This window comes from Amycolatopsis sp. 2-15, assembly GCF_030285625.1.
GTDB lineage: Bacteria > Actinomycetota > Actinomycetes > Mycobacteriales > Pseudonocardiaceae > Amycolatopsis > Amycolatopsis carbonis.
In genome coordinates this window covers 2,689,648-2,714,229 of the sequence record NZ_CP127294.1, presented here as the reverse complement: position 1 = coordinate 2,714,229, position 24,582 = coordinate 2,689,648, and the positions used below count along the sequence as shown (strand labels likewise).

General features: G+C 70.8%; 23 protein-coding genes and 1 pseudogene. 12 read left to right on the top strand and 12 right to left on the bottom strand.

Annotated features, from left to right (window positions below):
- Window positions 1-53 precede the first annotated feature (53 nt).
- Window positions 54-1,028: a hypothetical protein gene (locus QRX50_RS13215; RefSeq protein ID WP_285972230.1), complete on the bottom strand. Its 975-nt coding sequence runs from the start codon at window positions 1,026-1,028 to the stop codon at window positions 54-56.
- A gap of 285 nt (window positions 1,029-1,313) precedes the next feature.
- On the opposite strand from QRX50_RS13215, the gene QRX50_RS13210 reads away from it, so the two are divergent.
- Window positions 1,314-4,028 carry an AfsR/SARP family transcriptional regulator gene (locus tag QRX50_RS13210; RefSeq protein ID WP_285972229.1) on the top strand — a complete coding sequence of 905 codons (2,715 nt, stop codon included), beginning with the start codon at window positions 1,314-1,316 and terminating at the stop codon, window positions 4,026-4,028.
- Here the strand turns inward: QRX50_RS13210 and QRX50_RS13205 are convergent.
- The 3 genes from QRX50_RS13205 to QRX50_RS13195 form a co-directional block, all read right to left on the bottom strand.
- Window positions 4,014-4,415, bottom strand: a complete 402-nt coding sequence (locus QRX50_RS13205) for an SRPBCC family protein (protein ID WP_285972228.1) — start codon at window positions 4,413-4,415, stop codon at window positions 4,014-4,016. The two genes, QRX50_RS13210 and QRX50_RS13205, sit on opposite strands and share 15 nt — an antisense overlap.
- A gap of 11 nt (window positions 4,416-4,426) precedes the next feature.
- Window positions 4,427-5,254, bottom strand: a complete 828-nt coding sequence (locus QRX50_RS13200) for an LLM class F420-dependent oxidoreductase (protein ID WP_285972227.1) — start codon at window positions 5,252-5,254, stop codon at window positions 4,427-4,429.
- 148 nt (window positions 5,255-5,402) lie between these two features.
- The gene (locus QRX50_RS13195; RefSeq protein WP_285972226.1) at window positions 5,403-6,227 is read right to left on the bottom strand and encodes a CDP-alcohol phosphatidyltransferase family protein; all 825 of its coding nucleotides are present in this window, start codon (window positions 6,225-6,227) and stop codon (window positions 5,403-5,405) included.
- A gap of 33 nt (window positions 6,228-6,260) precedes the next feature.
- Here QRX50_RS13195 and QRX50_RS13190 point away from each other — a divergent pair, with 33 nt between their 5' ends.
- From QRX50_RS13190 to QRX50_RS13180, 3 genes are read left to right on the top strand one after another with little or no spacing between them, the layout of a single operon-like run.
- Window positions 6,261-7,235, top strand: a complete 975-nt coding sequence (locus tag QRX50_RS13190; protein ID WP_285972225.1) for a zinc-dependent alcohol dehydrogenase — start codon at window positions 6,261-6,263, stop codon at window positions 7,233-7,235.
- Between the two features lie 26 nt (window positions 7,236-7,261).
- Window positions 7,262-7,660 carry a 6-pyruvoyl trahydropterin synthase family protein gene (locus QRX50_RS13185; protein ID WP_285972224.1) on the top strand — a complete coding sequence of 133 codons (399 nt, stop codon included), beginning with the start codon at window positions 7,262-7,264 and terminating at the stop codon, window positions 7,658-7,660.
- Complete coding sequence (locus QRX50_RS13180) at window positions 7,657-8,400, top strand: class I SAM-dependent methyltransferase (protein ID WP_285972223.1); 744 nt, start codon at window positions 7,657-7,659, stop codon at window positions 8,398-8,400. The genes QRX50_RS13185 and QRX50_RS13180 overlap by 4 nt, the downstream gene beginning before the upstream one ends.
- 8 nt (window positions 8,401-8,408) lie before the next feature.
- On the opposite strand, the gene QRX50_RS13175 is transcribed toward QRX50_RS13180, so the two are convergent.
- Window positions 8,409-9,368: a DNA polymerase domain-containing protein gene (locus QRX50_RS13175; protein ID WP_285972222.1), complete on the bottom strand. Its 960-nt coding sequence runs from the start codon at window positions 9,366-9,368 to the stop codon at window positions 8,409-8,411.
- A 41-nt stretch (window positions 9,369-9,409) separates the two neighbouring features.
- Window positions 9,410-10,207 (bottom strand): oxygenase MpaB family protein, encoded by a 798-nt coding sequence (locus QRX50_RS13170; RefSeq protein ID WP_285972221.1) that lies wholly within the window; start codon window positions 10,205-10,207, stop codon window positions 9,410-9,412.
- Window positions 10,208-10,606: 399 nt separating this feature from the next.
- Between QRX50_RS13170 and QRX50_RS13165 the strand changes: the two genes are divergently transcribed.
- Window positions 10,607-12,067, top strand: a complete 1,461-nt coding sequence (locus QRX50_RS13165) for a SulP family inorganic anion transporter (RefSeq protein ID WP_285972220.1) — start codon at window positions 10,607-10,609, stop codon at window positions 12,065-12,067.
- Here QRX50_RS13165 and QRX50_RS13160 read toward each other — a convergent pair.
- On the bottom strand, window positions 12,064-12,939 hold the full coding sequence (locus QRX50_RS13160) for a LysR family transcriptional regulator (protein WP_285972219.1): 876 nt from the start codon (window positions 12,937-12,939) through the stop codon (window positions 12,064-12,066). The two genes, QRX50_RS13165 and QRX50_RS13160, sit on opposite strands and share 4 nt — an antisense overlap.
- Window positions 12,940-13,009: 70 nt before the next feature.
- On the opposite strand from QRX50_RS13160, the pseudogene QRX50_RS49480 reads away from it, so the two are divergent.
- The 3 genes and pseudogenes from QRX50_RS49480 to QRX50_RS13150 all read left to right on the top strand — a co-directional run.
- Window positions 13,010-13,420, top strand: a pseudogene (locus tag QRX50_RS49480) (FAD-binding oxidoreductase); the annotation flags it as partial.
- Between the two features lie 358 nt (window positions 13,421-13,778).
- Window positions 13,779-14,150: a hypothetical protein gene (locus QRX50_RS49475; RefSeq protein ID WP_353074206.1), complete on the top strand. Its 372-nt coding sequence runs from the start codon at window positions 13,779-13,781 to the stop codon at window positions 14,148-14,150.
- 127 nt (window positions 14,151-14,277) lie between these two features.
- Window positions 14,278-16,317 carry an alkaline phosphatase family protein gene (locus tag QRX50_RS13150; RefSeq protein ID WP_285972218.1) on the top strand — a complete coding sequence of 680 codons (2,040 nt, stop codon included), beginning with the start codon at window positions 14,278-14,280 and terminating at the stop codon, window positions 16,315-16,317.
- A 72-nt stretch (window positions 16,318-16,389) separates the two neighbouring features.
- On the opposite strand, the gene QRX50_RS13145 is transcribed toward QRX50_RS13150, so the two are convergent.
- A complete protein-coding gene (locus QRX50_RS13145) occupies window positions 16,390-16,605 on the bottom strand; it encodes a hypothetical protein (RefSeq protein WP_285972217.1) in 216 nt (71 codons plus the stop codon).
- A gap of 119 nt (window positions 16,606-16,724) precedes the next feature.
- Here QRX50_RS13145 and QRX50_RS13140 point away from each other — a divergent pair, with 119 nt between their 5' ends.
- On the top strand, window positions 16,725-17,876 hold the full coding sequence (locus QRX50_RS13140) for an acyltransferase family protein (protein ID WP_285972216.1): 1,152 nt from the start codon (window positions 16,725-16,727) through the stop codon (window positions 17,874-17,876).
- Window positions 17,877-17,891: 15 nt separating this feature from the next.
- Here QRX50_RS13140 and QRX50_RS13135 read toward each other — a convergent pair whose 3' ends face one another.
- From QRX50_RS13135 to QRX50_RS13125, 3 genes are all read right to left on the bottom strand, one after another.
- The gene (locus QRX50_RS13135; RefSeq protein ID WP_285972215.1) at window positions 17,892-18,296 is read right to left on the bottom strand and encodes a nitroreductase family deazaflavin-dependent oxidoreductase; all 405 of its coding nucleotides are present in this window, start codon (window positions 18,294-18,296) and stop codon (window positions 17,892-17,894) included.
- 115 nt (window positions 18,297-18,411) lie between these two features.
- Entirely contained in the window at window positions 18,412-18,984 is a 573-nt protein-coding gene (locus QRX50_RS13130; protein ID WP_285972214.1) for an oxidoreductase, read from the bottom strand.
- Between the two features lie 49 nt (window positions 18,985-19,033).
- Window positions 19,034-19,702 carry a GNAT family N-acetyltransferase gene (locus QRX50_RS13125; RefSeq protein ID WP_285972213.1) on the bottom strand — a complete coding sequence of 223 codons (669 nt, stop codon included), beginning with the start codon at window positions 19,700-19,702 and terminating at the stop codon, window positions 19,034-19,036.
- Between the two features lie 52 nt (window positions 19,703-19,754).
- On the opposite strand from QRX50_RS13125, the gene QRX50_RS13120 reads away from it, so the two are divergent.
- The gene (locus tag QRX50_RS13120; RefSeq protein WP_285972212.1) at window positions 19,755-20,603 is read left to right on the top strand and encodes a PaaX family transcriptional regulator; all 849 of its coding nucleotides are present in this window, start codon (window positions 19,755-19,757) and stop codon (window positions 20,601-20,603) included.
- Here QRX50_RS13120 and QRX50_RS13115 read toward each other — a convergent pair.
- Complete coding sequence (locus QRX50_RS13115; protein WP_285972211.1) at window positions 20,593-20,985, bottom strand: RidA family protein; 393 nt, start codon at window positions 20,983-20,985, stop codon at window positions 20,593-20,595. The two genes, QRX50_RS13120 and QRX50_RS13115, sit on opposite strands and share 11 nt — an antisense overlap.
- Before the next feature lie 68 nt (window positions 20,986-21,053).
- On the opposite strand from QRX50_RS13115, the gene QRX50_RS13110 reads away from it, so the two are divergent.
- Both QRX50_RS13110 and QRX50_RS13105 read left to right on the top strand, forming a co-directional pair.
- On the top strand, window positions 21,054-23,405 hold the full coding sequence (locus tag QRX50_RS13110) for a bifunctional salicylyl-CoA 5-hydroxylase/oxidoreductase (protein ID WP_285972210.1): 2,352 nt from the start codon (window positions 21,054-21,056) through the stop codon (window positions 23,403-23,405).
- Entirely contained in the window at window positions 23,402-24,541 is a 1,140-nt protein-coding gene (locus QRX50_RS13105; protein WP_285972209.1) for an acyl-CoA dehydrogenase family protein, read from the top strand. Before QRX50_RS13110 ends, QRX50_RS13105 begins: the two co-directional genes overlap by 4 nt.
- The last annotated feature ends 41 nt before the right edge of the window (window positions 24,542-24,582 follow it).

Here is a 24,582-nt window from a genome sequence, read left to right as displayed (position 1 = left end):
CTCCAAGGAAAAAAAGCCGGTGCGACCGAAGGGCCGCACCGGCTCGAAGTAAATCAGGCGCTGAACTTGACGGACTCGATGGCGTTGTCGAAGGCGGTCCCGGTGAAGTCGGTGTCCTTCGAGACGACCATCGACTGGCCGGTGCAGTTCGGGCCGGTCCACAGCTTGATCGAGCCGGTCACCGAGATCGACGAGGCCGAGTCGCGCTGGCTGAGATCCTGGCAGGCCTTGTCCTTGGCCGGGTCGAACGAGACGCCCTCGACGGACGAGGTCTGGTCCTGGTTGGGGCCGTCGAACAGGAGCGCGCTGGTGGCGGGCTTGCCGGCCGATCCCGAACCGGTGTCGGTGCCGGTACCCGTGTCAGTACCCGTGCCGGTGCCGGAAGTGTTGCCGGTCGAGCCGTTGTTCTGCGAACCGGTGTTCGGGTCGCCGAGAACCTTGCCGCCCTTCGGGTCCACCGCGTGCCAGGTGCCGCCGACGTTCTGGCCGTTGATGTCGCCCTTCTTCTTGTCGCCGGAGAACTTGTAGACCGGCCATTTGCCGATGGTCAGCTGCAGCGTGCCGTCCGAACGCTTCACCACGCCGATCGCGGACCCCTGGATGTTCCCGGAGAGGATGACCTTGGTGCCCTTCGTGACCAGCACCGGCGGCCACTTGGTCGTGCAGCCGTCGTCCGCGTTGCAGTTGGACGTCGGAGGCTTCGGGGAGTCCTTGTCGAACCGGTAGAGCGTGCGCCCGGCGCCGTCCTTGACGATCGGGCTGAGGCCACCGGCCGAGCCGACCGACAGCTTGACCCACTGGGTCTTGGTCGACGCCGGGGCGCTCGCCGGGGCGTAGTCGCCGGTCCCGGCCGCGGGCTGGGGAGCGGCGGCCGCCGCCGCACCCGAGAGCAGCTGGATGCCGCCGAGGTCGCTGCCGCCGCCGGCGGCGCTCGCGGTACCGGCGGTCTCGCCACCGCTGCAGGCCGACAGGAGAGCAGCTCCGGCCGCGACGCAGGCAGCAAGGAACATAGCTTGTTTGCGGAACATGTTCTGGCTCCTAAGAATTCGGACCCGGCCCCCAGGTACCTTCCCAGGCCGGCGATGCCCATGACACGGCGCCGGTGCGCTGTCCGGTTCACGCGAGTTCTGAAATTCTTCAAGTTTCTTGTTTGCCCAGTTCAGCGGAAGTGTCGACTTCGGACAGTGGGAGCACGGGCCGGGCCAGGCAAGCGAAACCGGGCAACCGGCGGTGGGCGATCGGGCAACGGAGAGGGCTTCCGGCGGCGATCATTCGGCTCGCCCGGGGAGGTGCGCGTGCGGTAAGCATGGGCCATGACCAAGGTCCGGTTCGGCTTGCTCGGCCCCGTGGAGGCGCACGTCGCCGGCGAGCCCGTCGACCTCGGGCACGCGCGGCAGCGCTGGGTGCTGGCGGCGCTGCTCGCCGACGCCAACCGGCCCGTGTCCACCGAGCGGCTCGTCGAACGCGTGTGGGCGGACGAGCCGCCGTACCGCGCGCACCGGCTGCTCGCCAGCTACCTCTCCCGCCTGCGCCGCACGCTCGCCGCGGCCGAGGGCGTCGAGATCAAGCACGGGCCGAGCGGCTACGTGCTCACCACGCCACCCGGGAGCGTCGACGTGCTGCGGTTCCGGGCGCTCGTCGCGCAGGCCCGCGCGGGGCGACGGCCGGAACTGTTCGACGAGGCCCTCGCCCTGTGGCGCGACGACGCGTTCGCCGGCCTCGACACCCCGTGGGCCGATGCCGCCCGCGAGACGCTCGCCGCCGAACGCCTGTCCGCCCAGCTCGACCGCACGGACCTCGCCCTGCAGCTCGGTGAGCACAACGCCGTGCTCGCCGACGCGGCCCAGCGCGCCGCGGCCTTCCCGCTCGACGAGCGGATCGCCGGGCAGCTGATGCTCGCCCGCTACCGCGCCGGGCGGCAGGCGGGCGCGCTCGAGGAGTACGACCGGATCCGCCGCCGGCTCGCCGACGAGTTCGGTGCCGACCCCGGCCCCGCTCTGCGCGAGCTGCACCAGCGCATCCTCACCACCGACCCGGAGCTCAGCCCACCGCGCGAGACGCCCGTGCCGCGGCAGCTGCCCGCGCCGCCGCGGTGGTTCGTCGGGCGCGACGCCGAGCTGGCCGAGCTCGATGCCGCGATGGCCGGCGGCTCGGGCACGGTCGCGATCTCCGCCATCGGCGGCGCCGGCGGCATCGGCAAGACGTCGCTGGCGCTGCGGTGGGCGCACCGGAACGTCGCCCGGTTCCCCGACGGCCAGCTGTACGTGAACCTCCGCGGCTTCGACCCGGCCGGTGCGCCGCTGCGGCCCGAAGCCGTGGTGCGCCACTTCCTCGACGCGTTCGGCGTCGCGCCCGCGGCCGTGCCCGCCGACCCCGAAGGCGGCTTCGCGCTGTACCGCAGCCTCGCCGCGGGCCGGCGCCTGCTCGTGGTGCTGGACAACGCACGCGACGCGGCGCAAGTCGAGCGGTTGCTGCCGGGCAGCGAGACGTGCACGGTGATGATCACCAGCCGCCACCGGCTCGGCGGCCTCGGCGTCCGCGGCGCACAGCTGCTCGACCTGGGCGAGCTGGCCGAACGCGAGGCGCGCGAGCTGCTCACCCGCCACCTCGGTGACCGGCGTGTGGCCGCGGAGCCGGCGGCCGTCGACGACCTCGTGCGCTGGTGCGGCGGCCTGCCGCTGGCGATCAGCGTGGTCGCGAGCCGGGCCGGGGCGAACCCGCGGTTCCGCCTGGAAGTGTTGGCGCGCGAGCTCGCGGACACGTCGGCGCGGCTCGACGCGCTGGATGCGGGAGACCTGGCCACGAACGTCCGCGCGGTGTTCTCGTGGTCCTACGAAGCCCTCGACGCGGGAGCCCGGCGCGTGTTCCGGTTGCTCGGCGCCGTGCCGGGACCGGACGTGAGCCTCGCGGGCGCGAGCGCGCTGGCCGGTCTGGAGCGGCCCCGGGCGTTGCTGCGCCGGCTCGTCGACGCGCACCTGCTGCAGGAGCACCTGCCCGGCCGCTACCGGATGCACGACCTGCTGCGGCTGTACGCCGACGAGCTCGTCACCCCGCCGGAACGTGCCGAGGCACTCCGGCGCTTCACCGACTTCCTGCTGCACACGGCCGGCGTCGCGAACCGCCTGCTGCGGCCGGAACGCCAGTCGATCGACCTCCCGGAAGCGACCGCGCCCCCGCTCGCCGACCGCCGGGCCGCGACCCGCTGGTTCGACGACGAACAGCACAGCCTGCGCGCGACGCTGGATTCCGCCGTGCGGCGCGGTGCGCACGAGGACGTCTGGCGGCTCGCGTGGAGCGTCAGCGGGTACCACGTGATCCACGGCCAGCTCGTCGAAGACCTCACGGCCTGGCAGGCCGGTCTCACCGCCGCTCGCGCCCTCGACGACCCGGAACCGCAGGCCATCGCGGCGATGTACCTCGGCACGGCCTACACGCGCACCGGGTCCCACGACCAAGCCCTCCGGCACCTGCGCGAAGCACTTTCCCTTGCGCAGCAAGCGGATCTCGCCGCCGACGCCGCCCGCGCGCTCGGCTGGGCGCTCGGCCAGAGCGGCGACTTCGACGGCGCCCTGCACCACACCGCCGCCGCGCTGAAGCACTACCGCGCCACCGGCAACGGCCTGCGCCAGGCCGACGCGTTGAACACCCTCGGCTGGTACTCCGCGCAGCTCGGGTTCCTGGCCGAAGCCCGCGAACACTGCGAACAAGCGCTCGTGCTGTGCCGCAAGCACGGCCACCACCGCGCGGAGACCGTGACGCTCGACAGCCTCGGGTACATCGCCTCCGCGATGGGCGAACGCGAGGAGGCGCTCGCGCACTACACCGCCGCCCTCGCGCTCGCCCGCGACACCGAAGACGCCTACGACGAGCCCGTGATCCTCGCCAACCTCGGCGACACCCACGCCGCGCTCGGTGACCTGGCCGCCGCCCGCGACGTCCGGTCCCGGGCGCGCGAGCTGTTCCAGGCCCACGGCCGCACCGGCGACGCCGAGCGGATGGCGGCGAAGCTCGCGTCAGCCGAGCAGTGACGCGAGGTTGTCCAGTGCCGCCTGGAAAGTCGCCTCGACGTAGGGGACCACGGCCTCAGGTGCGGTGAACGTGCCCGTGTACTCCAGGACGGCGCCACCGCCGGGTTCCGCGTGTACGACGAACGCGCCGACGTAATCGCGGATCGGCCCGTTGTCGCCGAGCACGCGCCAGCGCAGCGTGCGCTTGTCCGCGGAGAACTCCACAAGCTCTTCGAACGCGACGGCACCGGTTTCGGTGGTCACGCGACGCGTGTCGATGAGTCCCGGCGCCGGTTCGCTGAACTTCGCGGCGGGGAACCAGGTGTGGACGTTGTGGAAGTCCGCGATCCGCTCCCACACCACGGCCGGGTCAGCGGTCATCTGCTTGCGCAGCTGCACGGTGGTCATGGCTCGTACCCTCAGTACTTCGAGACGAACGCGGCGAGCTTGTCCAGCTCCGCCAGCGACTCGTCGCGCGAGAGCGTGGGCAGGATCAGGGCGATGCGCTCGACGCCGAGGTCTTCGTAGGCGTGGATCAACCCGGCGTCGGTCGGGGTGTAGGTGACGGTGACGGGCACCGGGTGGCCCGCGCGTTCGCGCAGGTCCTCGGTGTAGGCGCGCATGGCGTCGGCCGGCAGTGGCGGCGCGAGCCAGCCGTCGCCACGCTCGACGGTGCGGCGCGCGGCCGCCTTGCTCCAGCCGCCGATGTAGATCGGCGGGTGCGGCCGCTGCACGGGCTTGGGCCAGCTGTAAATCGGGCCGAAGTCGACGTAGTCGCCGTGGTACTCCGCCTTTTCCTGCGTCCACATCGCCTTCACGGCGTCGATGCGCTCGTCGAGGACCTTGCCGCGCTCGGCCGGGGCGACCCCGTGGTTCTGCAGTTCGTCGAGCACGTTGCCCGCGCCGACACCGACGATCAGCCGGCCGCCGGACAGCTCGTCGAGCGTCGCGGCTCCCTTCGCGAAGACGATCGGTTCGCGCTGCACCAGCAGCGTCACGGCGAGGATGAGCTTGAGCCGCGCGGTCACCGCGGCCACCGCGCCGAGGGAGACGAACGGGTCGGGCATGCGGAACCACGTCGGGTCCATCTCGTCGCCGTTCCCGTCGATCCGCGGGCCGGCGGTGACCGGGATGTGCGTGTGCTCGGGGACGAGCAGCGACTCGAAGCCCCGCTCCTCCAGCGCCCGGCCGAGCTCCGGGTAGGTGATGCCGCCGGTGTTGATGACCGTCCAGATGCCGAATTTCACGCCAGACCCCTCGTGTGCCGTCGAAGATCGTTCGTGATCAACGCTGACACGAGGAGGGGCCGCCGACCTGCCCCTGAGGTGGGTACCCGCAAGGCCCCGCGGCGAGGGAAAACCGGGCAAGCCGGGCGCGTGATCCCTGTCTCTTCGGCTACGGGTTGCGCGTCGCCAGGTGGCGCCGGCGACGCAGGGTCGAGCGAGGCCGGACGACGCACGTCGCGTGGCTGACGCGGGTTTCAGGCCGAGCGGGGGCGCGGTGGGCGCTGTGCAGCCACAAGACGTCGCGGCCGAAGGACCACACGAGCGTGACCAGGGCGGCCACCGTGACGGCCAGGCCCGCGAAGTGCGGCAGCAAGCCCGAGCCCGCGGCCACCAGCAGCACACCCTGTAGTGCGGCCACGACCTTGCGCGCCCGGCTGGGCGGCAGCGCGCCGTTGAGCCACGGCAGGGCCCAGGACGCCGCCACGAACGCGTAGCGCATCAGGCCGATGGCGAGGACCCAGTAGCCGAACGTCTGCGCGGCCAGCACGCTGAGCACCAGGATGAGGAACGCGTCGGACTCCATGTCGAACCGCGCGCCGAGCGCCGAGGACGTGCCGGTGCGGCGCGCGACCTGCCCGTCGACGGCGTCCAGCGCCAGTGCGACCGAAGCCAGCGGCACGAGCACGGCGAGCGGTGCTCCCCCGTTCAGGTGGTCCGCGACCAGCGCCGTGACGCCGCCGATGAGGATGGCGCGGGCGAGCGTGACGTGGTCGGCAGGGCCGAGGGACCGGGCTCCGGCTTTACGCGCGGCGCCCGCGAGCAGGGCCCACAGGCCCACGGTGTACGCCAGGCCCGCGGCCCAGCCGGCGGCGCCGAGGCCGACGGTCAGGGCGAGCACACCCAGCAGGGCCACCTGGGCTCCGGCACCCGCGGCCTGCTGCCGAACGAGTGAACCCACAGTGGAACGTGATCGTGTAGTGGTGGTGACAGCCATATCGCCTCGATCTCGCGGCAGAGGAGGACGACCATGACACGTACGGGACAGGCCTTCTGGTTCAAATCCGCCGGAATCGGTGAGATCCGGACGGCGGAGATTCCCGCGCCCGGACCGGACGAAGTGCTGGTCAGGACCCTGTTTTCCGGCATGAGCCGCGGCACGGAAAGTCTCGTGCTGCGCGGCGGTGTGCCCGAGAGCCAGCGCGAGGTGATGCGCGCGCCGTTCCAGGAGGGCGACTTCCCGTTCCCGGTGAAGTACGGCTACCTGAACGTCGGGCGGGTCGAGGCCGGGCCGGCCGAGCTGGTGGCGCGAACGGTGTTCAGCCTGTTCCCGCACCAGACCGAGTTCGTGGTGCCGGCCTCGACGGTCACCGTGGTGCCGGACGACGTGCCGGCCGCGCGGGCCATCCTCGCGGGCACCGTGGAGACTGCCGTGAACGCGCTGTGGGACGCCGCGCCGCTGGTCGGCGACCGGATCGCGGTAGTGGGGGCGGGGATGGTCGGCAGCAGCGTCGCCGGACTGCTCTCCCGCTTCCCGGGAGTCGACGTTCAGCTCGTGGACACCGATCCGGCTCGGGAGAAGGTCGCAGCCGCGTTCGGCATCCGCTACGTGCGGCCGCAGGACGCCGAGGGCGACCTCGACCTCGTGGTGCACGCCAGCGCGACCGACGCGGGGCTCGCGCGGTCGCTGGAGCTGCTTGGCCGCGAGGCGACGGTGGTGGACCTGAGCTGGTACGGCGACCGGCGCGTGAGTGTGCCGCTCGGCGAGAACTTCCACTCGCGACGGCTGACGATCCGCAGCAGCCAGGTGGGCACGGTCTCCCCGGCCCGCTCCGCGCGGCGCACCTACGGTGACCGCATGGCCACGGCACTGCGGCTGCTGGCCGATCCGGCGTTCGACGTGCTCGTGACCGGCGAGACCGCTTTCGAGGACCTGCCGGACCTGATCTCCCGCCTCGCCGGCGGGGACCTGCCGGGGCTCGCGCACCGGATCGTTTACCCGTGAGTTCTTTGATTCCTAAGGAGAAAACCTTGTTCAGCGTCACCGTCCGCGACCACATCATGATCGCCCACAGCTTCCGCGGTGAGGTCTTCGGTCCGGCGCAGAAGCTGCACGGCGCCACCTTCGTCGTCGACGCCACGTTCCGCCGCACCGACCTCGACGCCGACAACATCGTGGTCGACATCGGCCTCGCCACGCAGAAGCTGGGCTCCGTGCTGGCCGACCTCAACTACCGCAACCTCGACGACGACCCGGCGTTCGAGGGCATCAACACGTCCACGGAGTACCTGGCGAAGGTGATCGCCGACCGCCTGGCCGACGCAGTGCACGCCGGGGAGCTCGGCGAAGGCGCGCACGGGCTGTCGGGGATCTCGGTGACGTTGCACGAGTCGCACGTCGCTTCGGCCGGCTACGAGCGTTCGCTTTGACCGAGGTGGATCCGTCCGGCTACGCGCCGGAGTGGTTGCGGCTGCGGGAAGGCGCGGATTCCGTCGCGCGGGCCGCGTCCCTTGTGGACTCGCTCGCGCCGGCCACGCCGGTCGTGGTCCGCGATCTGGGCTGCGGCACCGGTTCCATGAGCCGCTGGCTCACGGGCCGGTTGCCGCGGCCGCAGCGGTGGATCCTGCACGACCAGGATCCGGGACTGGTGCGGCTGGCTGTCGCGGGTGTTGAGAATGCGACAGGCGAGGTTCGGGATGTCACACGGCTGACGGCGGCGGATCTTTCGGGCACCTCACTGGTGACGGCGTCGGCGTTGCTGGACCTGTTCACGGCCGAGGAGATCCGGCGACTGGTCGACGCTTGTGCGGGGGCGCGGGTGCCGGCGCTGCTGACGTTGTCGGTGGTCGGGCGGGTCGCGCTGACGCCGGCGGATCCGCGCGACGAGGCGGTGGGGGCGGCGTTCAACGCGCACCAGCGCCGGGAAGGGCGGCTGGGGCCGGAGGCGGTGGCGTTCGCGGCGGCGGAATTCGCCGCGCGCGGGTTCACGATGCGCCGGGTGGCGACGCCGTGGCGGCTGGGGGCCGGGGACGCGGCGCTGATGGAGACGTGGTTCTCGGGCTGGGTTTCCGCGGCGGTGGAGGAGAATCCGGCGTTGGACTTGTCGGGGTATCGGCGGGAGCTCGAGTCGGTGGTCGTGGCGCACGAGGACTTGCTGGCTCTGCCTTAGGTGTTGCCTCAGCCGTCGGCTTCCCGGCGGGCTTTGGCTCGCCGTTTGCCCTCGTGCATCGCGGCGACCCGGGCGATGGGGATGGTGTGGCCTTCGGCAACGAGGTCGTCCGGAAGTGCTTGCGGTGCGGGCATTTCCGTCGCCCATGGGTCGGTGTCGCCGAGGAGGCCGAGTGCCGTGTGGACGGTGAAGTCGCGCGGGATCACGTCGTCGGCCGCCGACCACGGGATCGGGAACGACACGGTGAGGCCGGGCCGCACGCGCGGACTGTAGGCGGCGACCACGGTGGCGCCGCCGGCGCAGGTGGAGTCGAGGAACACCTTGCCGTGGCGGTCATCGCGGATGAACGCGGTGGTGGCGAGCGCCGGATCCAGTCGTTCGGCACGGGCGGCGACCGCGCGGGTCGCGGCGGCGACGTCTTCATGCGCCTGGCCGGGCTTGAGGGGCACGAAGACGTGGACCCCCTTGGAGCCGCTGGTTTTCAACGCGCCGGCCAGCCCCGCGTCGGCGAGGGCCTGGCGGACCAGGCGCGCGCCCGCGACGGCGACGCCGAACGGCGCACCCTCGGGCGGGTCGAGGTCCATGATCAGGTGGGTCGGACCCTGGGTGTGGTCGACCAGCGTCAACGTGGGGTGGTATTCGATCGCACGTTGGTTGCCGAACCACAGGAGAGTGGGGCGATCGTTGCACAACGCGTAGGAAACTTCCCGCTTCGAACTCTCGGCCCACAGCTTCACGCGCGGCACGAACTCGGGCGTGTACTTCGGCAGGTTCTTCTGCATGAACGCGTCCTGCCCGCGCAGCACGCGCACCACCGACAGCGGCCGGTCGTGCAGCACCGGCAGCAGCCGCTGCGAGACGCCGTCGAGGTAGTCGAGCAGGTCGCGTTTGGTCGCGCCGGCGTCGGCGAACAGCGGCTGGTCGAGATTGGTCAGTTTGACACCCTCGCGTACGTCGTCGCTGCTCATCGGCCTACCTTCGCCCACCGCGCGGGCGCCGGTCAACCGCTTCACACGAGCGGACGGCCGTCGCGGCGACGCTTGCGGAGGTCGCGCAGGTACGCGTTGTAGGGGAAGCACTGCACGCTGCGCGGGAGGCGCCGCACGACGTGTCCGATCCCGCGCGTGAGACGTTCGAATGTTCGCTGATCATGTTCGGTCCAGGACAGCCGCATGTGCTCACGGAAACACGCGGGCAGGAACCCGGTCGTCACGAACCGGTGGAACCGCCCGAACACCAGCGGCAACGGCTGCGGCAGGAACCGCAGGTCGACGAGGTCCGTCAGGTACGCCCGGGTGCGGTCGTCGATGGTCACGCGTTCGAGCCCGTCGGCCCAGTACTTCGCGAACGCCTCACGGTCCTCGGGCCACATCTCCGGCCGCACCTGCAGCGTCGTGCCGAGCACCACGGCCTCGGCGTACAACTCCTCGGGCGCGGCCCCGCCGAAGAACGCCGCGTGGACGTCCTCCAGCCCCTTGTACAGACACGCGGCGACCCACAGCTGCAATTCGGGGTCGAAGGCGTTGTAGCCAACCGGGCTGTCCTTTGTGGATCGGACGTGCCGGTGGGAGCCGTCGACGGCCTCGCGGTAAGCCCTGCGCTCCTCGTCCGTCCCGAACGTCGCCACCGCCAGGTAGGTCCCCGTGGTACGCGCACGTTTGACCGGGTGCCGAAACAGGTTCCCGCTCTCGACGCGGCTCTCCATCACCCCGTACCCCACCGGGGGCCGCCCGAGCTGCATGATCACGTTGGCGCTGCCGGCCATCAGCCCGACGCCGACCATGGCTCTCTTGAGCGCGTCACCCATGGCGCCTCCCGTCGGAATCAAGGAAACGCGACTGTTTACGCCGAGTCAAGAGCCGCTACCCGCACGAGCACAGGCTCCCCGCCCACCTCAAGCCCCATCCAGGCCACGTTTGCTCGATGTCGTGGCCGCAGATGCTCGCGAAGGAAGACTCCGCGCCTTTGACCGGAGACCGGCCGGGGTGATCTCCGCCGCACTCGGGCGGGGAGGTCGGGACCACGCGGTTCACGCTGATCTAGCGTGAGGGCCCGAGTCGCCAGTGAGGGCGGCTCGTTCCCGGGGACGGGTTGGGCGGCGCCCCCGCAGTGGCCGCCGGGCCGGAGAAGCCGGGGGCGAACCCCCAGGCGCGTCGACGGCGCGTCCGAGCGAGTCAGGGCGTGTTGCGTGCCGAAGGTGTTCCGAATGGCCCGGCCGGCGTGGTTGTCGCCGAAGGTGGCGCGGGTGGAGGTGCTCGGCGGGCTCGTCGTGGCGCTCGCGTTGATCCCCGAGGCGATCTCGTTCTCGATCATCGCCGGGGTCGACCCGCGGGTGGGGCTGAGCGCGTCGTTCACGATGGCCGTGGTGATCTCGATCGTCGGCGGGCGCCCGGCGATGATCTCCGCCGCCACGGGGGCGATCGCGCTGGTCGTGGCGCCGCTGGCGCGTGAGCACGGCCTCGGCTACCTCGTCGCGACCGTGATCCTCGGCGGTCTGATCCAGATCGTGCTCGGCGCGCTCGGCGTGGCCAAGCTGATGCGGTTCGTGCCGCGCAGCGTGATGGTCGGGTTCGTCAACGCGCTGGCCATCCTGATCTTCCTCGCGCAGCTGCCGTCGCTGATCGACGTGCCGTGGCCGGTCTACCCGCTCTTCGCCGGCGGGCTGCTGCTGATGGTCATCCTGCCCCGGCTGACCAAGGTCGTGCCGGCGCCGCTGATCTCGATCGTCGTCCTCACCGCGCTCACGATCGGCGCCGGCATCACCGTGCCGACCGTCGGAGACAAGGGCGCGCTGCCATCCGCGCTGCCGGTGCCCGGGGTGCCCGACGTGCCGTTCACGATGAACACCCTGACCCTGCTCGCACCGTACGCGATCGCGTTCGCGCTGGTCGGGCTGATGGAGTCGATGATGACGGCCCAGCTCGTCGACGACATCACCGACACCCCGTCGAGCAAGACCCGCGAAGCGATCGGCCAGGGCATCGCCAACGTCGTCACCGGCATCTTCGGCGGCATGGGCGGCTGCGCGATGATCGGCCAGACCATGATCAACGTCCGGACCGCCGGTTCCCGCACGCGCCTGTCGACGTTCCTGGCCGGCACGTTCCTGATCATCCTGTGCATCGTCTTCGGCCCGCTCGTCTCGCGGATCCCGATGGCCGCGCTCGTGGCCGTGATGGTGCTCGTCGCCTTCGGCACGTTCGACTGGCACAGCATCGCCCCCGCCACGCTCAAGCGGATGCCCGCCGGCGAGATCGCGGTCATGGTGATCACCGTCGCCGTCGTGGTCGCCACCAGCAACCTCGCGATCGGCGTGGTCGTGGGCACGATCACCGCGATGGTCATCTTCGCCCGCCGCGTCGCACACCTGCTCGACGTGACCGCCGCCGTGGACCCGGACGGCACCCAGGTGGTCTACGCCGTCACCGGCGAGCTGTTCTTCGCCTCCAGCAACGACCTCGTCTCCCGCTTCGACTACGCCGGCGACCCCGCCCACGTCGTCCTCGACCTGACCGACGCCCACATCTGGGACGCGTCCACCGTCGCCGCGCTCGACGCCGTCACCACGAAGTACGCCGCACGCGGCAAAACCGTCGAGATCGTCGGCCTCAACTCCCCGAGCGCCCGCATCCACGGCCGGCTCACCGGCGAGCTCACGGCCCACTAGAGCACCGAGCGCGCGAACTCGATCAACGTGCGCGCGGCGGGACCGCTCGGGCCGTCGGCCCGCCACGCCAACACGAGCTGACCGCGCAGCCGCGGCCGCAACTGCAGCGTGTGCAGCTCGGTGGCGTAGTACCGCGCAAGGGACTCCGGCACGATCGCCACGCCGAGACCGCGCATCGCCAGCTGCGCCAGCACGTTCGGGTCGCTGGCCTCGATCGTCACGCGCGGGTGGACGCCCGCCGTCGCGAAGGCGCGGTCGAGCACGCCGCGCACGCCCGTGCCCTTCGGCAGGCAGATCAGGCCGCGGCCGGCCAGGTCGGCCAAAGCGACTTCGGCGCGCGAGGCCAGCGGATCACCGGGCGCGGTGACGGCGACGACGGCTTCGTCGAGCACGACCTGCGCGGCGAGTCCCGCGGGCACGCCGTCGGCGAGGCCGATCACGGCGACGTCGAGGCGGCCTTCGCGAAGCGCTTCGACCATCACGTCCGAGTTCGCTTCGCCCAGGGTGATCTCGACGCCCGGGTAACGCTCGGCGAAGGCGGCCAGGAAATCGGGCAGCGCGACCGGTCCCGCCGACGTCACGATCCCCATCGCCACCTGCCCGCGGACGAGGCCCTCGTGCTCGGCCACCGTCTCGCGTACGGCGGCCACCGCGGCGAGCGCGGCGCGGGCGTGGGGCAACGCGGCGGCGCCGACGTCGGTGAGCCGCACCGCGCGCCCCGACCGGTCGAACAACGGCTGGCCCAGCTCGCGTTCCAGGCGCCGGATCTGCGCGCTGACACCAGGCTGGGCGACGTGCATCCGGGCCGCGGCGCGCGTGAAGTTGGCTTCTTCGGCCACGGCCACGAAGTACTCGAGCTGGTGCAGTTCCATAACCACTGATTCTAGTCAGGGGAACCACTATCTCTTGGACTTCTCGAAAGCCGCGAGCCACGCTGGGGTCATGCGAACCTTCACCCCTGGCCAGGACGGCTACCGCGAGGAAATCGCCGGTTTCCAGACCGGCATCGAGTCGACGCCGAAGCTGGTCGTCGCCGCCACCACGGCCGACGACGTCGCTGAGGCCGTGCGCCACGCCGCGGCCCGTGACCTGCCCGTGGCGGTCCAGGCGACCGGCCACGGCCTGCGAGCCCCGGTCGACGGGGTGCTGATCTCGACGCGGCGTATGACCGACGTCGAGATCGATCCGGTCGACGCCGTCGCCCGGGTCGGGGCCGGCACCACCTGGGGCAAGGTGCTCGAAGCCGCGGCCGAGCACGGGCTCGCGCCGCTCAGCGGTTCGGCGCCCGGCGTCGGCGTGGTCGGCTACACGCTCGGCGGCGGCTTCAGCCTGCTCGGGCGCCGCTACGGCCTCGCCGCCGACCACGTGCGCTCCGCCGACGTCGTGTCCGCCGACGGCACCCTCGAACGCACCACCGACCTCGGCGACGGCGTGATCACCGCACTGGAGTTCGGCCTCGTCCCCGTGACCAGCCTGTACGGCGGCGGCCTCTACTTCGACACCCCGAAGCTCGCGGACGTCCTGCGCACCTGGCGCGACTGGACCGCCGACCTGCCCGACACGCTCACCACGTCACTCGCCCTGATCCCCTACCCGGACCTGCCGATGGTGCCGGAACCGTTGCGCGGCAAGCACATCGCCCACGTCCGTCGCCCACCTCGGCGACGACGGCCCGCGGCTCGTCGCTCCCCTGCACACGCTGGGACCGCTCGTGGACACGCTGGAGACCATGCCGTTCACCGACTCCGGCTCCATCGCCGCGGAGCCGCCGCATCCACACGCGTACCTCGGCGACAACCGCGTGGTCGCGCAGCTGCCCGACACCACGATCGACGCGATCCTGGAGCACGCCGGTCCCGGCGCGCCCCTGCCGACGGTGCTGATCGTCGACCTTCTCGGCGGCGCCTACGCCCGGTCGACGGCCCCGGATTTCACGGCACAGTCGCGCTACACGATCCGCGCTCTGTCCGTTTTGGACGAATCCGGGCCGGACCCCGTGCGCGCGGCGCACGGAAAGCTCTTCGACCCACTCACCGCGACCGGCCGGTTACGCAGTTTCGTCTACGGCCAGCCGCTGGCCTGAGCTCTTGAAGCATCTGCTCACAACCGTCGGGATCCGGCCAGAACTCGCTCCGCGGGTGTTCACGTGGCGTTGGTGTCGACTGGATTGGATCAAGGGTCGACACCACCCCCGCGTGAGGAGTTCCACCTTGTCCGCCGACCCCACCACCCCCACCCCCGAGCCCGAAGCCGGCCCCACCCGCCGCCGGTTCCTGCAGGGCGCGGGCGTCGCCGCCGGAGCCCTGATGTTCGGCGGGATCGCCGACGCCGGCTCCGCGAGCGCCACGACTCTGGGCAAGAACGGCTTGCCCAGAGGGTTCAGAGGCGACATGGCCGACCTGAAACACGTCGTGATCCTGATGCAGGAAAACCGTTCGCTCGACCACTACTTCGGCACGTTCCCCGGCGTGCGCGGCTTCAACGACAAGCAGGCGCTGAAGTTCCAGGACGGCACCAGCGTCTTCCAGCAGAAGGACAAGACCGGCGCCATCGTGACGCCGAAGGTCGACGACGGCATGTGGGGCAACGACCACGGCGCTTGGGGCGACGTCGCGCACCGCAGCTGGGACCAGTGGGTGCAGCACAACGGCGCCAGCTGCATGAACTACCACAGCGACGGCTACATGAGCTTCTACCACTCGGTGGCGGCCCAGTACACGATCGCCGACCAGAACTTCTGCTCCGAGTTCGGCCCGACCGACCCGAACCGCAAGTACCTGTGGAGCGGCACGTCGAACACCGAGACCGGCAACACGGACGAGTCGAACTACAGCCGCCCGTGGATCACCGTGCCCGAGCAGCTGCAGCAGGCCGGCATCGACTGGCGTCTCTACTCCGACAACAGCGGCAACGGCCGCCAGGGCTACCTGAGCTCGTGGATCGGCGACTACGGCGACAACGAGCTCAAGTACTTCAAGGGCTTCGAACCCAACGGCCTGAGCCCGCTGGACCCGAAGCTGCAGCCCGGCACCGGCCTGATCTGGCGCGGCAACGCCACCTACTACGCCGGCAAGACCACGCCGAACGACGACTCCGACGCCAACCTGCAGGCCGTCCTCAAGGACTTCCGCGACGCGTGCCAGCCTGGTGCCGAGCACCCGCTGCCGGCCGTCTCGTGGATCGTCGCGCCCTACGGCTGGTCCGAGCACCCGGACGCCGACACGCTGCACGGCGAGCGCTACGTCAAAGAGGTGCTCGACATCCTGCAGGGCAACCCGGACATCTGGAACCACACGCTCTTCATCCTCAACTACGACGAGAACGACGGGAAGTTCGACCACGTGCTCCCGCCGTGGCCCGAGGCCGGCACCGCGGGCGAGTACACCGGCTCGTACCCGCTCGGCTTCGGCCCGCGCGTGCCGATGGTGCTCGTCTCGCCGTGGTCGCGCGGTGGTTACGTCGCTTCGGAGGTCTTCGACCACACGTCGACGATCAAGTTCCTGGAAAAGTGGGCAGCGCACCTCGGCAAGCCGTTCACCTGCCCCAACATCAGCGACTGGCGCCGCGCGATCGCCGGTGACCTGACGAGCGCGCTCGACTTCGCCCACCCGCAGACCGGGCCGGCGACGTTCGCGGACCCGACGGCCGAGCAGCCGGTGAAGGTCGCGGCCGGCCACATGAAGCCGCGGCCGCTGAACTTCCACCCGCACGCCACGGTCACGCAGGACCACAAGGGCAAGGTCACGGCGAAGATGACGCTGGCCGGCGGCGACAAGGGCAAGGCCGTGAGCTTCCAGGTCTTCCCGGACAAGCTCAAGCCGTTCACCAGCACGCCGTTCACGGTCACCGAGCGCAAGTCGCAGTCCTACACCTGGGACACCTCCGCCACCGGCGGCGAGTATGCGTTCTCGATCTACTCCAACGACGGCTTCGTGCGCTCCTTCGCAGGCAAGGTCACCTCGTCCGGGCACGACCCGCGCGTGGACGCCGACCTGCTGCAGCCGACCCTGCTGGTGCGTGAGCAGCACGTGCGCTTCACGCTTCACAACGACAACCTGCTCAAGCCGATGCACTACAAGCTGACCGCGAACGACTTCAGCGGTGGGACCAAGACCGTCACGGTGCTGGGCCTGCTGCCGGCGATCGTGAACTGGCCGACCGAGAACGGCTACTACGACGTGGTCATCACGGTCGAGGGCGACCCGACGTGGAAGCAGCGCTACGCCGGCCGGATCGGCGAGGGCCGCTAGTTCCGACGTTCACACAGGCGGCCGGTGGATCCCGCTCGGGTCCGCCGGCCGCTTTCGTCAGCGCTTGTTCCGTCAGCGCTTGTTCCGGCGGACGCGGTCGAGCCAGGAGAAGTCGCTGCTCTGGTAGCGCGCGAGCTCGGCGGCGTGGAAATCGCGGCGCGTCTCCCTGAGCGTGTCCCAGCCGTCTTCGGCGGCGCGACGGCCGCGCCGGCGGGCCCGGAGGTCGAGGGCGGCGGCGACGCTGATCACCACGAGCACCGCCCCGACGAGGATCACCAGTAGAGTCACAGCCCCCACCACCCAACGTAATCGCAGGTCACGGGCGTGGGCCCACCGCGCGGGTGCCCGTGATCGTCCACCTATACTCCCACAGCAGCCAGGCGATTGGGGTCGATTTCTTGCGAACGATGAGCCATGACGAGTACCTCGGCATGCGCAGGTTCCCCGGCCTCGACGGCCTGCGCGCCATCGCCGCGACGATCGTCGTGTTCTTCCACTTCGCCGGGCCGAAGTTCGTGTGGCCGTCGGGCTGGGTGGGTGTCTACATCTTCTTCGTGCTGTCGGGGTTCCTGATCACGACGCTGCTGCTGCGTGAGCAGGACCGCACCGGGCGCATCTCGCTGAGCGGCTTCTACGTGCGGCGCGTGTTCCGGATCCTGCCGCCGTACCTGGTGATCCTCGGCGGGATCATCGCGTTCGTGCTGCTGCGCGGCGAGTTCCTCGCGCGCGACTTCCCGCACGCGCTGAAGTACTACCTGACGTTCCTCAACGAGTTCTTCCCCGGCTCCCACGGCAACGGCTCCGACAACTTCTTCTCCGGCTCGTGGACGCTGGGCATCGAGGAGAAGTTCTACCTGGTGTGGCCGTTCCTGCTGGTCGCGATCGGCATCGGCGCCGCGCGGCGCAAGCTCGCCCTAGCGCTCGCCGCGATGGCCGTGCTGCTGGCGCTCGTGCCGCTGACCACGGGCGGCTGGCTGCTCGACTTCTCGCCGACGGCCGTCTACCGCTCGAGCATCCACTACGCCATCCTGCTCGGCGGCTGCCTGCTCGCGATCCTGCTGCACTACCGGCGTGGCTTCGCCGTGCTGCGGCCGTTCACGCATCCGCTGGCCGCGATCCCGATCGTGGCCGGGTTCCTCGTGCTGCACGCGAACCTCGACCCGCTCTGGGTCGCGACGCGGCAGAACCTGCTGGTGCTGCTCGCGTACGCGGTGCTCACCATGCTGCTGCTGATCGTGCTGCTGTCACCGGGCCCCGCGCGCTGGCTGCTCTCGACGGCGCCGATGCGGTTCGTCGGCGAGCGGTCGTATTCGCTGTACCTGCTGCAGGGCCCGGTGCACTTCGTGGTGGTGCAGGCCGTGCCGGCACTGGGGCACAACCGGCTGATCACGGCCGTGACGGTGTTCCTGGTCGACCTCGCGATCGCCGACCTGATCCACCGCTGGGTCGAGCAGCCGATGATCGCGACCGGCAAACGGCTGCTCACGCGCCGGCAGGCCCGCAAAGCCGCACGGGCCGCGGTTCCTGCCGACGCGACGCCGGTGCCGGCCGGCGTTTGAGCGGTTTCTTCGTGCTCAGCGCTCGAGCACGAAGACCGGGATCAGGCGCGTGGTCTTCTTCTCGTAGTCGGCGAACCCGGGCATGTGCTTGACCATGCCGGCGTAGAGGCGGTCCCGCTCGGCGCGGTCCTCGACCAGCTTGGCGGTGGCGTCGAACTTCTCGGTGCCGATCTCCAGCGTGACCTTCGGGTTGGCCACGAGGTTGTGGTACCAGTCCGGGTTGGTGTCCGCGCCGCCCTTGGACGCGGTGATGACGTAACGGTCGCCGTCGGTGGTGTAGACCAGGGGCGCGATGCGCTGCGTGCCGGTCTTCGCGCCGGTGTGGGTGAGCAGGACCATGTTCGCGCCCTCGAACATCCCGCCGACCTTGCCCTCGTTGGCGCGGAACTCGTCGATGATCTGCTGGTTCCAGTCCGACATGGGGTGGTGTCCCTCCAGTTTGGTTTGCGACCAAACTTACTTTGTTTGCTTCCGGGGCGTGCTCGCCCGGGCCGCAGACCCCGCCGACCGCCGCCGCACGATCGTTCGCAGCAGTTCATGGATGGGTGCTGCTGAGGGCTCCCTCGGCGAGCGCTTCGGCGTGGGCCTCTCCCGGGCAGGCGTGGGGGCCGGTGCCGAACGGGAAGTCCGTGAGATCGACGGCGACTTCGGCGCCGTCGACCCAGCGGCGAGTGCTGGGGACTGGCGGGCCTGGGGTGTTCTTGATCAGGCTCTCGGTGGCCGCGGCCTGGACCAGCAGACCGACTTTGGCGGCGGTTCGCTCGTCGGGTTGGCCCAATGCTTCGACCAGCCGCTGGCAAGCTTCATCGGCTTCAGTGCTTTGGGAGAAGTGGGGCTGGTAAGCCTTTGCCACTTTGGCGACATCCGCGGGGTCGACCTCGAACCCGAGCACCTCGGCGAGCGTTGCGACGGGTCCTTGGTGGGGTCTCGCTGCGGCCGCTTCCCTGAGCGCTCGTGGCTCCACGTTGGCGAGTTCCTCGATGACCAGCTTTCGCCGCGTGGCGTGGTCCTCGCCGCTGCTGAACCTGGCCACCATCGCCCGCAACCAGCCCACATCCACGGCGACGGGCGGCACGGGGGCATCGGTGAGAAGTTCGCGGGAATCCATATCGGAGACGGTAGGACCGGGAAACGTCGGCGCGGGCCGAAGCGTCACCTCAAAACGACAGCCACTCCGCCTGCGGCCCCTCACACCGATGCGGCCGCGGCACGTCGTGCTGGTACCACCAAGCCTCGCTCACCCGGCCGTTCGGCAGGGTGTACCGGGGCGGCCCCGCGGCCCGGCGCATGCCCGCCGCCTCCAGGGAGCGTCCGCTCGCCACGTTGCCCACCTCGGCCCCCGCCCGGACGCGCGGCAGCCCGAGGTGCGCATGCGCCAGCACGAGGCCGGCGGTGAACAGGTCCCGGCCCAGGCCGCGGCCCCGGTACGCCGGCGCGAGGTACCCGCCGGTCTCCGGGGCGCCGTTCTCGCCGGCGTGCACGCTGACCAGGCCGGCGCAGCGGTTCTCGCGCAGATCGATGGCAACGATGTCGACGGACTGCGGATCCGGGTAGGTCCAGGCCGGGCCGGTGCCGGGCGTCACGCGGAGGGCTTCGGAGCGCAGCGGCTCGGCGATGACCGAGTCCGCGAGCCAGCCGAGCCACCGCTGGGCGGCCGGATCGCTGCCGGACGCGACCGCGGCGGCGTATTCCCAGGCGGTGGGGGTGCGGAAGAGGAACCGGCCGAGGGCGAACGCGTGGCCCCTGCGGTCGCAGGTGCGTTTCGCCATGAGCCGGCCTCGGCGGGTCAACCGGCCGAACAGCGGTGCTTCACCCAGGTTCACCATCGCGGGCCAAATGGTACCCGCAGTCACGGCCCGCGGTTGTTATGGTGACCGGGTGACGGCCGTACCGGAGTCAACCGAGCTCGACGCCGGGCGTGCCGCCCAGCCTCGGCAGCTGATCGTGTCCGTATACGGCTTCTACCACCGCATCGAGGGTGGCTGGCTGTCCGTGGCGTCGCTCATCGACCTGCTCGCGGCGCTCGGCGTCGACGAGCCGGCGGTGCGCTCGTCGATCTCGCGCCTCAAGCGCCGGAGCATCCTCGACGCCGTGCGGCGCGACGGGACCGCCGGCTACGAGCTGTCGGACACCGCGCTGGCGATCCTGCGCGAAGGTGACGACCGCATCTTCCGCCGCGACCGCGCGACACTGGCCGACGGCTGGCTGCTCGCGGTGTTCTCCGTGCCCGAGACCGAGCGCCACAAGCGCCACGTCCTGCGCACGCAGCTGGCGCGGCTCGGGTTCGGCACGGCGTCGTCGGGCGTGTGGATCGCGCCGGCACACCTGCACCAGGTGACGGCCGAGGCGCTGACCCGGCTGGGCCTCGCGAGTTACGCCGACCTGTTCCGAGCCGAACACCTGGCGTTCGGAAACGCACAGGACAAGGTGCGCGAGTGGTGGGATCTCGATCAGCTCGACGAGCTGTACACGGCGTTCCTCGACGAGCACGCTCCCGTGCTCGACCGCTGGAAGCGCCGCCGCAGCGTGCCCGGCAACGAGGCCTTCGCCGACTACGTGCGCGTGCTCACCGGGTGGCGGCGCATGCCGTACCTCGACCCGGGACTGCCCGCCGAGCTGCTGCCCGCGAACTGGTCGGGCGTCCGTGCGGCCGAGGTGTTCTTCGCGCTCCACGAGCGCCTCGAAGCCCCGGCCCGCGAGTACCTGCTGCAGGTCCTCAGCGGCTGAGCACCGCGAACCCCTGCACCTCCACCAGCGCCTCGACGTCCCACAGCCGGCTCACGCCGATGCCCGCCATCGCCGGGTACTCGGTGCCGGCGAGGCTCTTCCAGACCTTGCCGATCTCGCGCGCGTGAGCCTTGTAGTCGTCCATGTCGACGATGTAGATCGTCACGCTGCACAGGTCCGCGGGCTCGCCGCCGGCCGCGCGCAGTGCCGTGAGCAGGTTGCCGAGTGCCTGGGAGAACTGCTCGACCACGCCGTCGCCGACGATCTTGCCCTCGGCGTCGAGAGCGGTCTGTCCGGCGAGGAACACCAGCTGTCCGGTTGCGGACACGGCGTGAGAGAAACCGGACGGGCGGCCCAGCTCGGGCGGGTTGATGCGCTCCATGTCGCGGAAGCCTAGCTCATGTATCGCATTCTTGACGATCGTATGCCAGACGACATATCCTTGCTCTCGTGCGGATATCGGTTCTCGGCGGCGGCCCGGCGGGCCTGTACTTCGCCGCCCTCGCGAAGCAACTCGGGCCCGGCCACGAGATCACGGTGTGGGAACGCAACGCGCCGGACGACACCTTCGGGTTCGGCGTGGTGTTCTCCGACGAGACGCTCGGCGGCATCGAGCACGCCGACGCGCAGGTCCACGAGGCCATGAGCCGCGAGTTCGCGCGCTGGGACGACATCGACGTGCACTACCGCGGCGAGGTCCACACGTCCGGCGGCCACGGGTTCGCCGCGATGAGCCGCAAGCGCCTGCTCGCGATCCTGCAGGAACGCTGCCGCGAGCTGGGCGTGGACCTGCGCTTCCGCACCGAGGCCCCCGACCCGGAGCAGCTCTCGCGCGACTACGACCTCGTGATCGCCTCCGACGGCGTCAACTCGGGTGTGCGCCGGCGCTTCGCCGGCTCGTTCCGCCCGACGGTCGAGACGCGCCGCTGCCGCTACATCTGGCTCGGCACCGACCTCGTCTTCGACGCCTTCAAGTTCCACGTGCTCGAGACGCCCCACGGGATCATGCAGATCCACGGCTACCCCTACGGCCGCGACGGCAGCACGTTCATCCTCGAGCTGCACGAGGACGTGTGGCAGCAGGCGTTCGCGCCGATCGCCGCCACCGACCTCGGGCCGGGCGAGAACGACGAGAAGTCCATCGAGCTGATCCGCGAGCTGTGCGCCGACGTCCTCGGCGACCACCACGTGCTGGCCAACAACTCGAAGTGGAACACCTTCGGCACCGTCCGCTGCGAAAGCTGGGTGCACGACAACGTGGTGCTGCTCGGCGACGCCGCCCACACCGCCCACTTCTCCATCGGCTCCGGCACGAAGCTGGCGATGGAGGACGCGCTGGCGCTGGTCGCGTGCCTGCACGAGCAGGACACCGTGCCCGAGGCGCTGGCGGCGTACGAGGCCGAGCGCAAGCCGGTCGTCGAATCGACGCAGCGCGCGGCGCAGGCGAGCCTGGAGTGGTTCGAGAACCTCGCGCAGTACACGCACCAGGAGCCGGAGCAGTTCGCGTTCAACCTGCTCACGCGCAGCCGCCGCGTCACCTACGACAACCTCAAGCTGCGCGACCCGGAGTTCGCCACGGAGCTCGACGCGTGGTTCGCGCGCTCGCTGGGCACGACACCCGCGCCGCCGATGTTCCAGCCCGTGAAGATCGGTGAGCTGGAGCTGCCCAACCGCGTGATCGTGTCGCCGATGGACATGTACGTGGCCGTCGACGGCGTGCCCGGCGAGTTCCATCTCGTGCATCTGGGCGGCAAAGCGCTCGGCGGCGCCGGCCTGGTGATGACGGAGATGATCTGCGTGTCGCCCGAGGCGCGGATCACGCCGGGCTGCCCCGGGCTCTACAACGACGAGCAGGAGCAGGCCTGGAAACGCATCGTCGACTTCGTGCACGGCAGCACGCCGGCGAAGATCGGCCTGCAGCTGGGCCATTCCGGGCGCAAGGGCTCGACGAAACTCATGTGGGAAGGCATGGACGACCCGTTGCCGGAGGGCAACTGGGAGGTCTGCGGGCCGTCGCCGTTGCCGTACCGGGCCGACAGCCAGACGCCGCGTGAGCTGAGCGTCGAGGAGCTGGCGGAGATCCGCGAGCAGTTCGTGGCTTCGGCGCGCTCGGCGGCGCGCGCCGGGTTCGACCTGCTGGAGCTGCACTGTGCGCACGGGTATCTGTTGTCGTCGTTCATCTCGCCGCTCACGAACCAGCGGACGGACGAGTACGGCGGCTCGCTGGAGAACCGGCTGCGGTTCCCGCTGGAAGTGTTCGACGCGGTGCGTGAGGCGTGGCCGGCCGAGCGGCCGATGACGGTCCGCATCTCGGCCGACGACTGGTACGACGGCGGGATCGAGGCCGACGACGCCGTCGCCATCGCGGCCGCGTTCGCCGAGCACGGGGCCGCCGCGGTCGACGTGTCGACCGGGCAGGTCGTGAGCGAGGAGAAGCCGAAGTTCGGGCGCAGCTACCAGACGCCGTACGCCGACCGGATCCGCAACGAGGTGGGGCGCAAGTACGGCATCGCCGTGATCGCCGTCGGCGCGATCTCCTCCTACGACGACATGAACGCGCTCATCCTCGCCGGTCGCGCCGACCTCTGCGCGCTGGGGCGGACGCACCTCTACGATCCACAGTGGACGTTGCACGCGGCGGCGGAGCAGGACTACGTGATGCCGTGGCCGAAGCCGTGGGCGGCCGGGAAGCGCCGGCCGCAGACGGGCCGCACCGACGGGCCCGAGCCGCGGCTGGAACTCGTACGCACCGGTGGGCACCAGACCGCGCACGCCCGCTGGCGACCGGAAAGGGACCGATGAACGCCTTCGCACTGACGCCCGAACAGCAGGCCTTCACTGCTTCCGTCCGCACCATTGCCGCGGAGCAGCTGCAACCGCTCGCCGAGGCCGGCGAGGAAGGCGCGGTGAACCGGCCGCTGCTCAAGGCGATGGGCTCGCACGGACTGCTGGCGCGGCTGTTCCCCGGTGTCTCCGCGGGCAACCCGACGCGCCAGGCCGCGGCGTTCGACCTGTGCCTGCTGCGCGAAGCGCTGGCGTCCGTGAACACCGAGGCCGAGACGGCGCTCGCGTTGCAGGGCTTGGGAAGTTACCCGGTGCTGCAGTCCGGAAAGGACGAACAGGTCGCGCGCTGGCTGCCGGCCGTGGCGGCGGGTGACGCGGTGGCGGCGTTCGCGCTGACCGAGCCCGACGCCGGTTCCGACGCGGCCGCGCTGCAGCTGGCCGCCGAGGCCGACGGCGACGGCTGGCGGCTCACCGGACAGAAGATGTGGATCTCCAACGCTCCCGAGGCCGACTTCTACACCGTCTTCGCCCGCACGACGCCGGATGCCGGCTCGCGGGGCGTGAGCGCGTTCGTCGTGCCGGGCGACCGCGCGGGCCTTACCGGCGAGCACCTCGACCTGGTCAGCCCGCACCCGATCGGCACGCTGGAGTTCGACGGGGTGCGCGTGCACCGCGACGAACTGCTGGGCGAGGAGAACCGCGGTTTCGCCGTCGCGATGCGGACGCTCGACTTGTTCCGGCCGAGCGTCGGGGCGTTCGCGGTGGGGATGGCGCAGGCCGCTCTCGACGCGACCGTGGAGTACACCGGCCGGCGCGTCGCGTTCGGTGGGCCGCTGGCGAAGCAGCAGACCGTGGCGCACACATTGGCGGAGATGGCGACGCGGACGGAAGCGGCGCGGCTGTTGGTCTACGCCGCAGCTTCCGCGTACGACGCGGGCGAGACCGGCCTGGCCGGCCGCGCGGCGATGGCGAAGCTGTTCGCGACGGAGTCGGCGCAGTACGTCGTCGACTCGGCGGTGCAGCTGCACGGCGCTCGGGCGTTGCGGCGCGGGCACCTGCTGGAGCACCTGTACCGCGAGGTCCGCGCGCCGCGGATCTACGAGGGCGCGTCGGAGATCCAGCGGACGATCATCGCGCGGTCGCTGCGTTCCTGAAGTTTCCGCTCAGCGCGATACTGGCTCCGCAACGTCCGGCC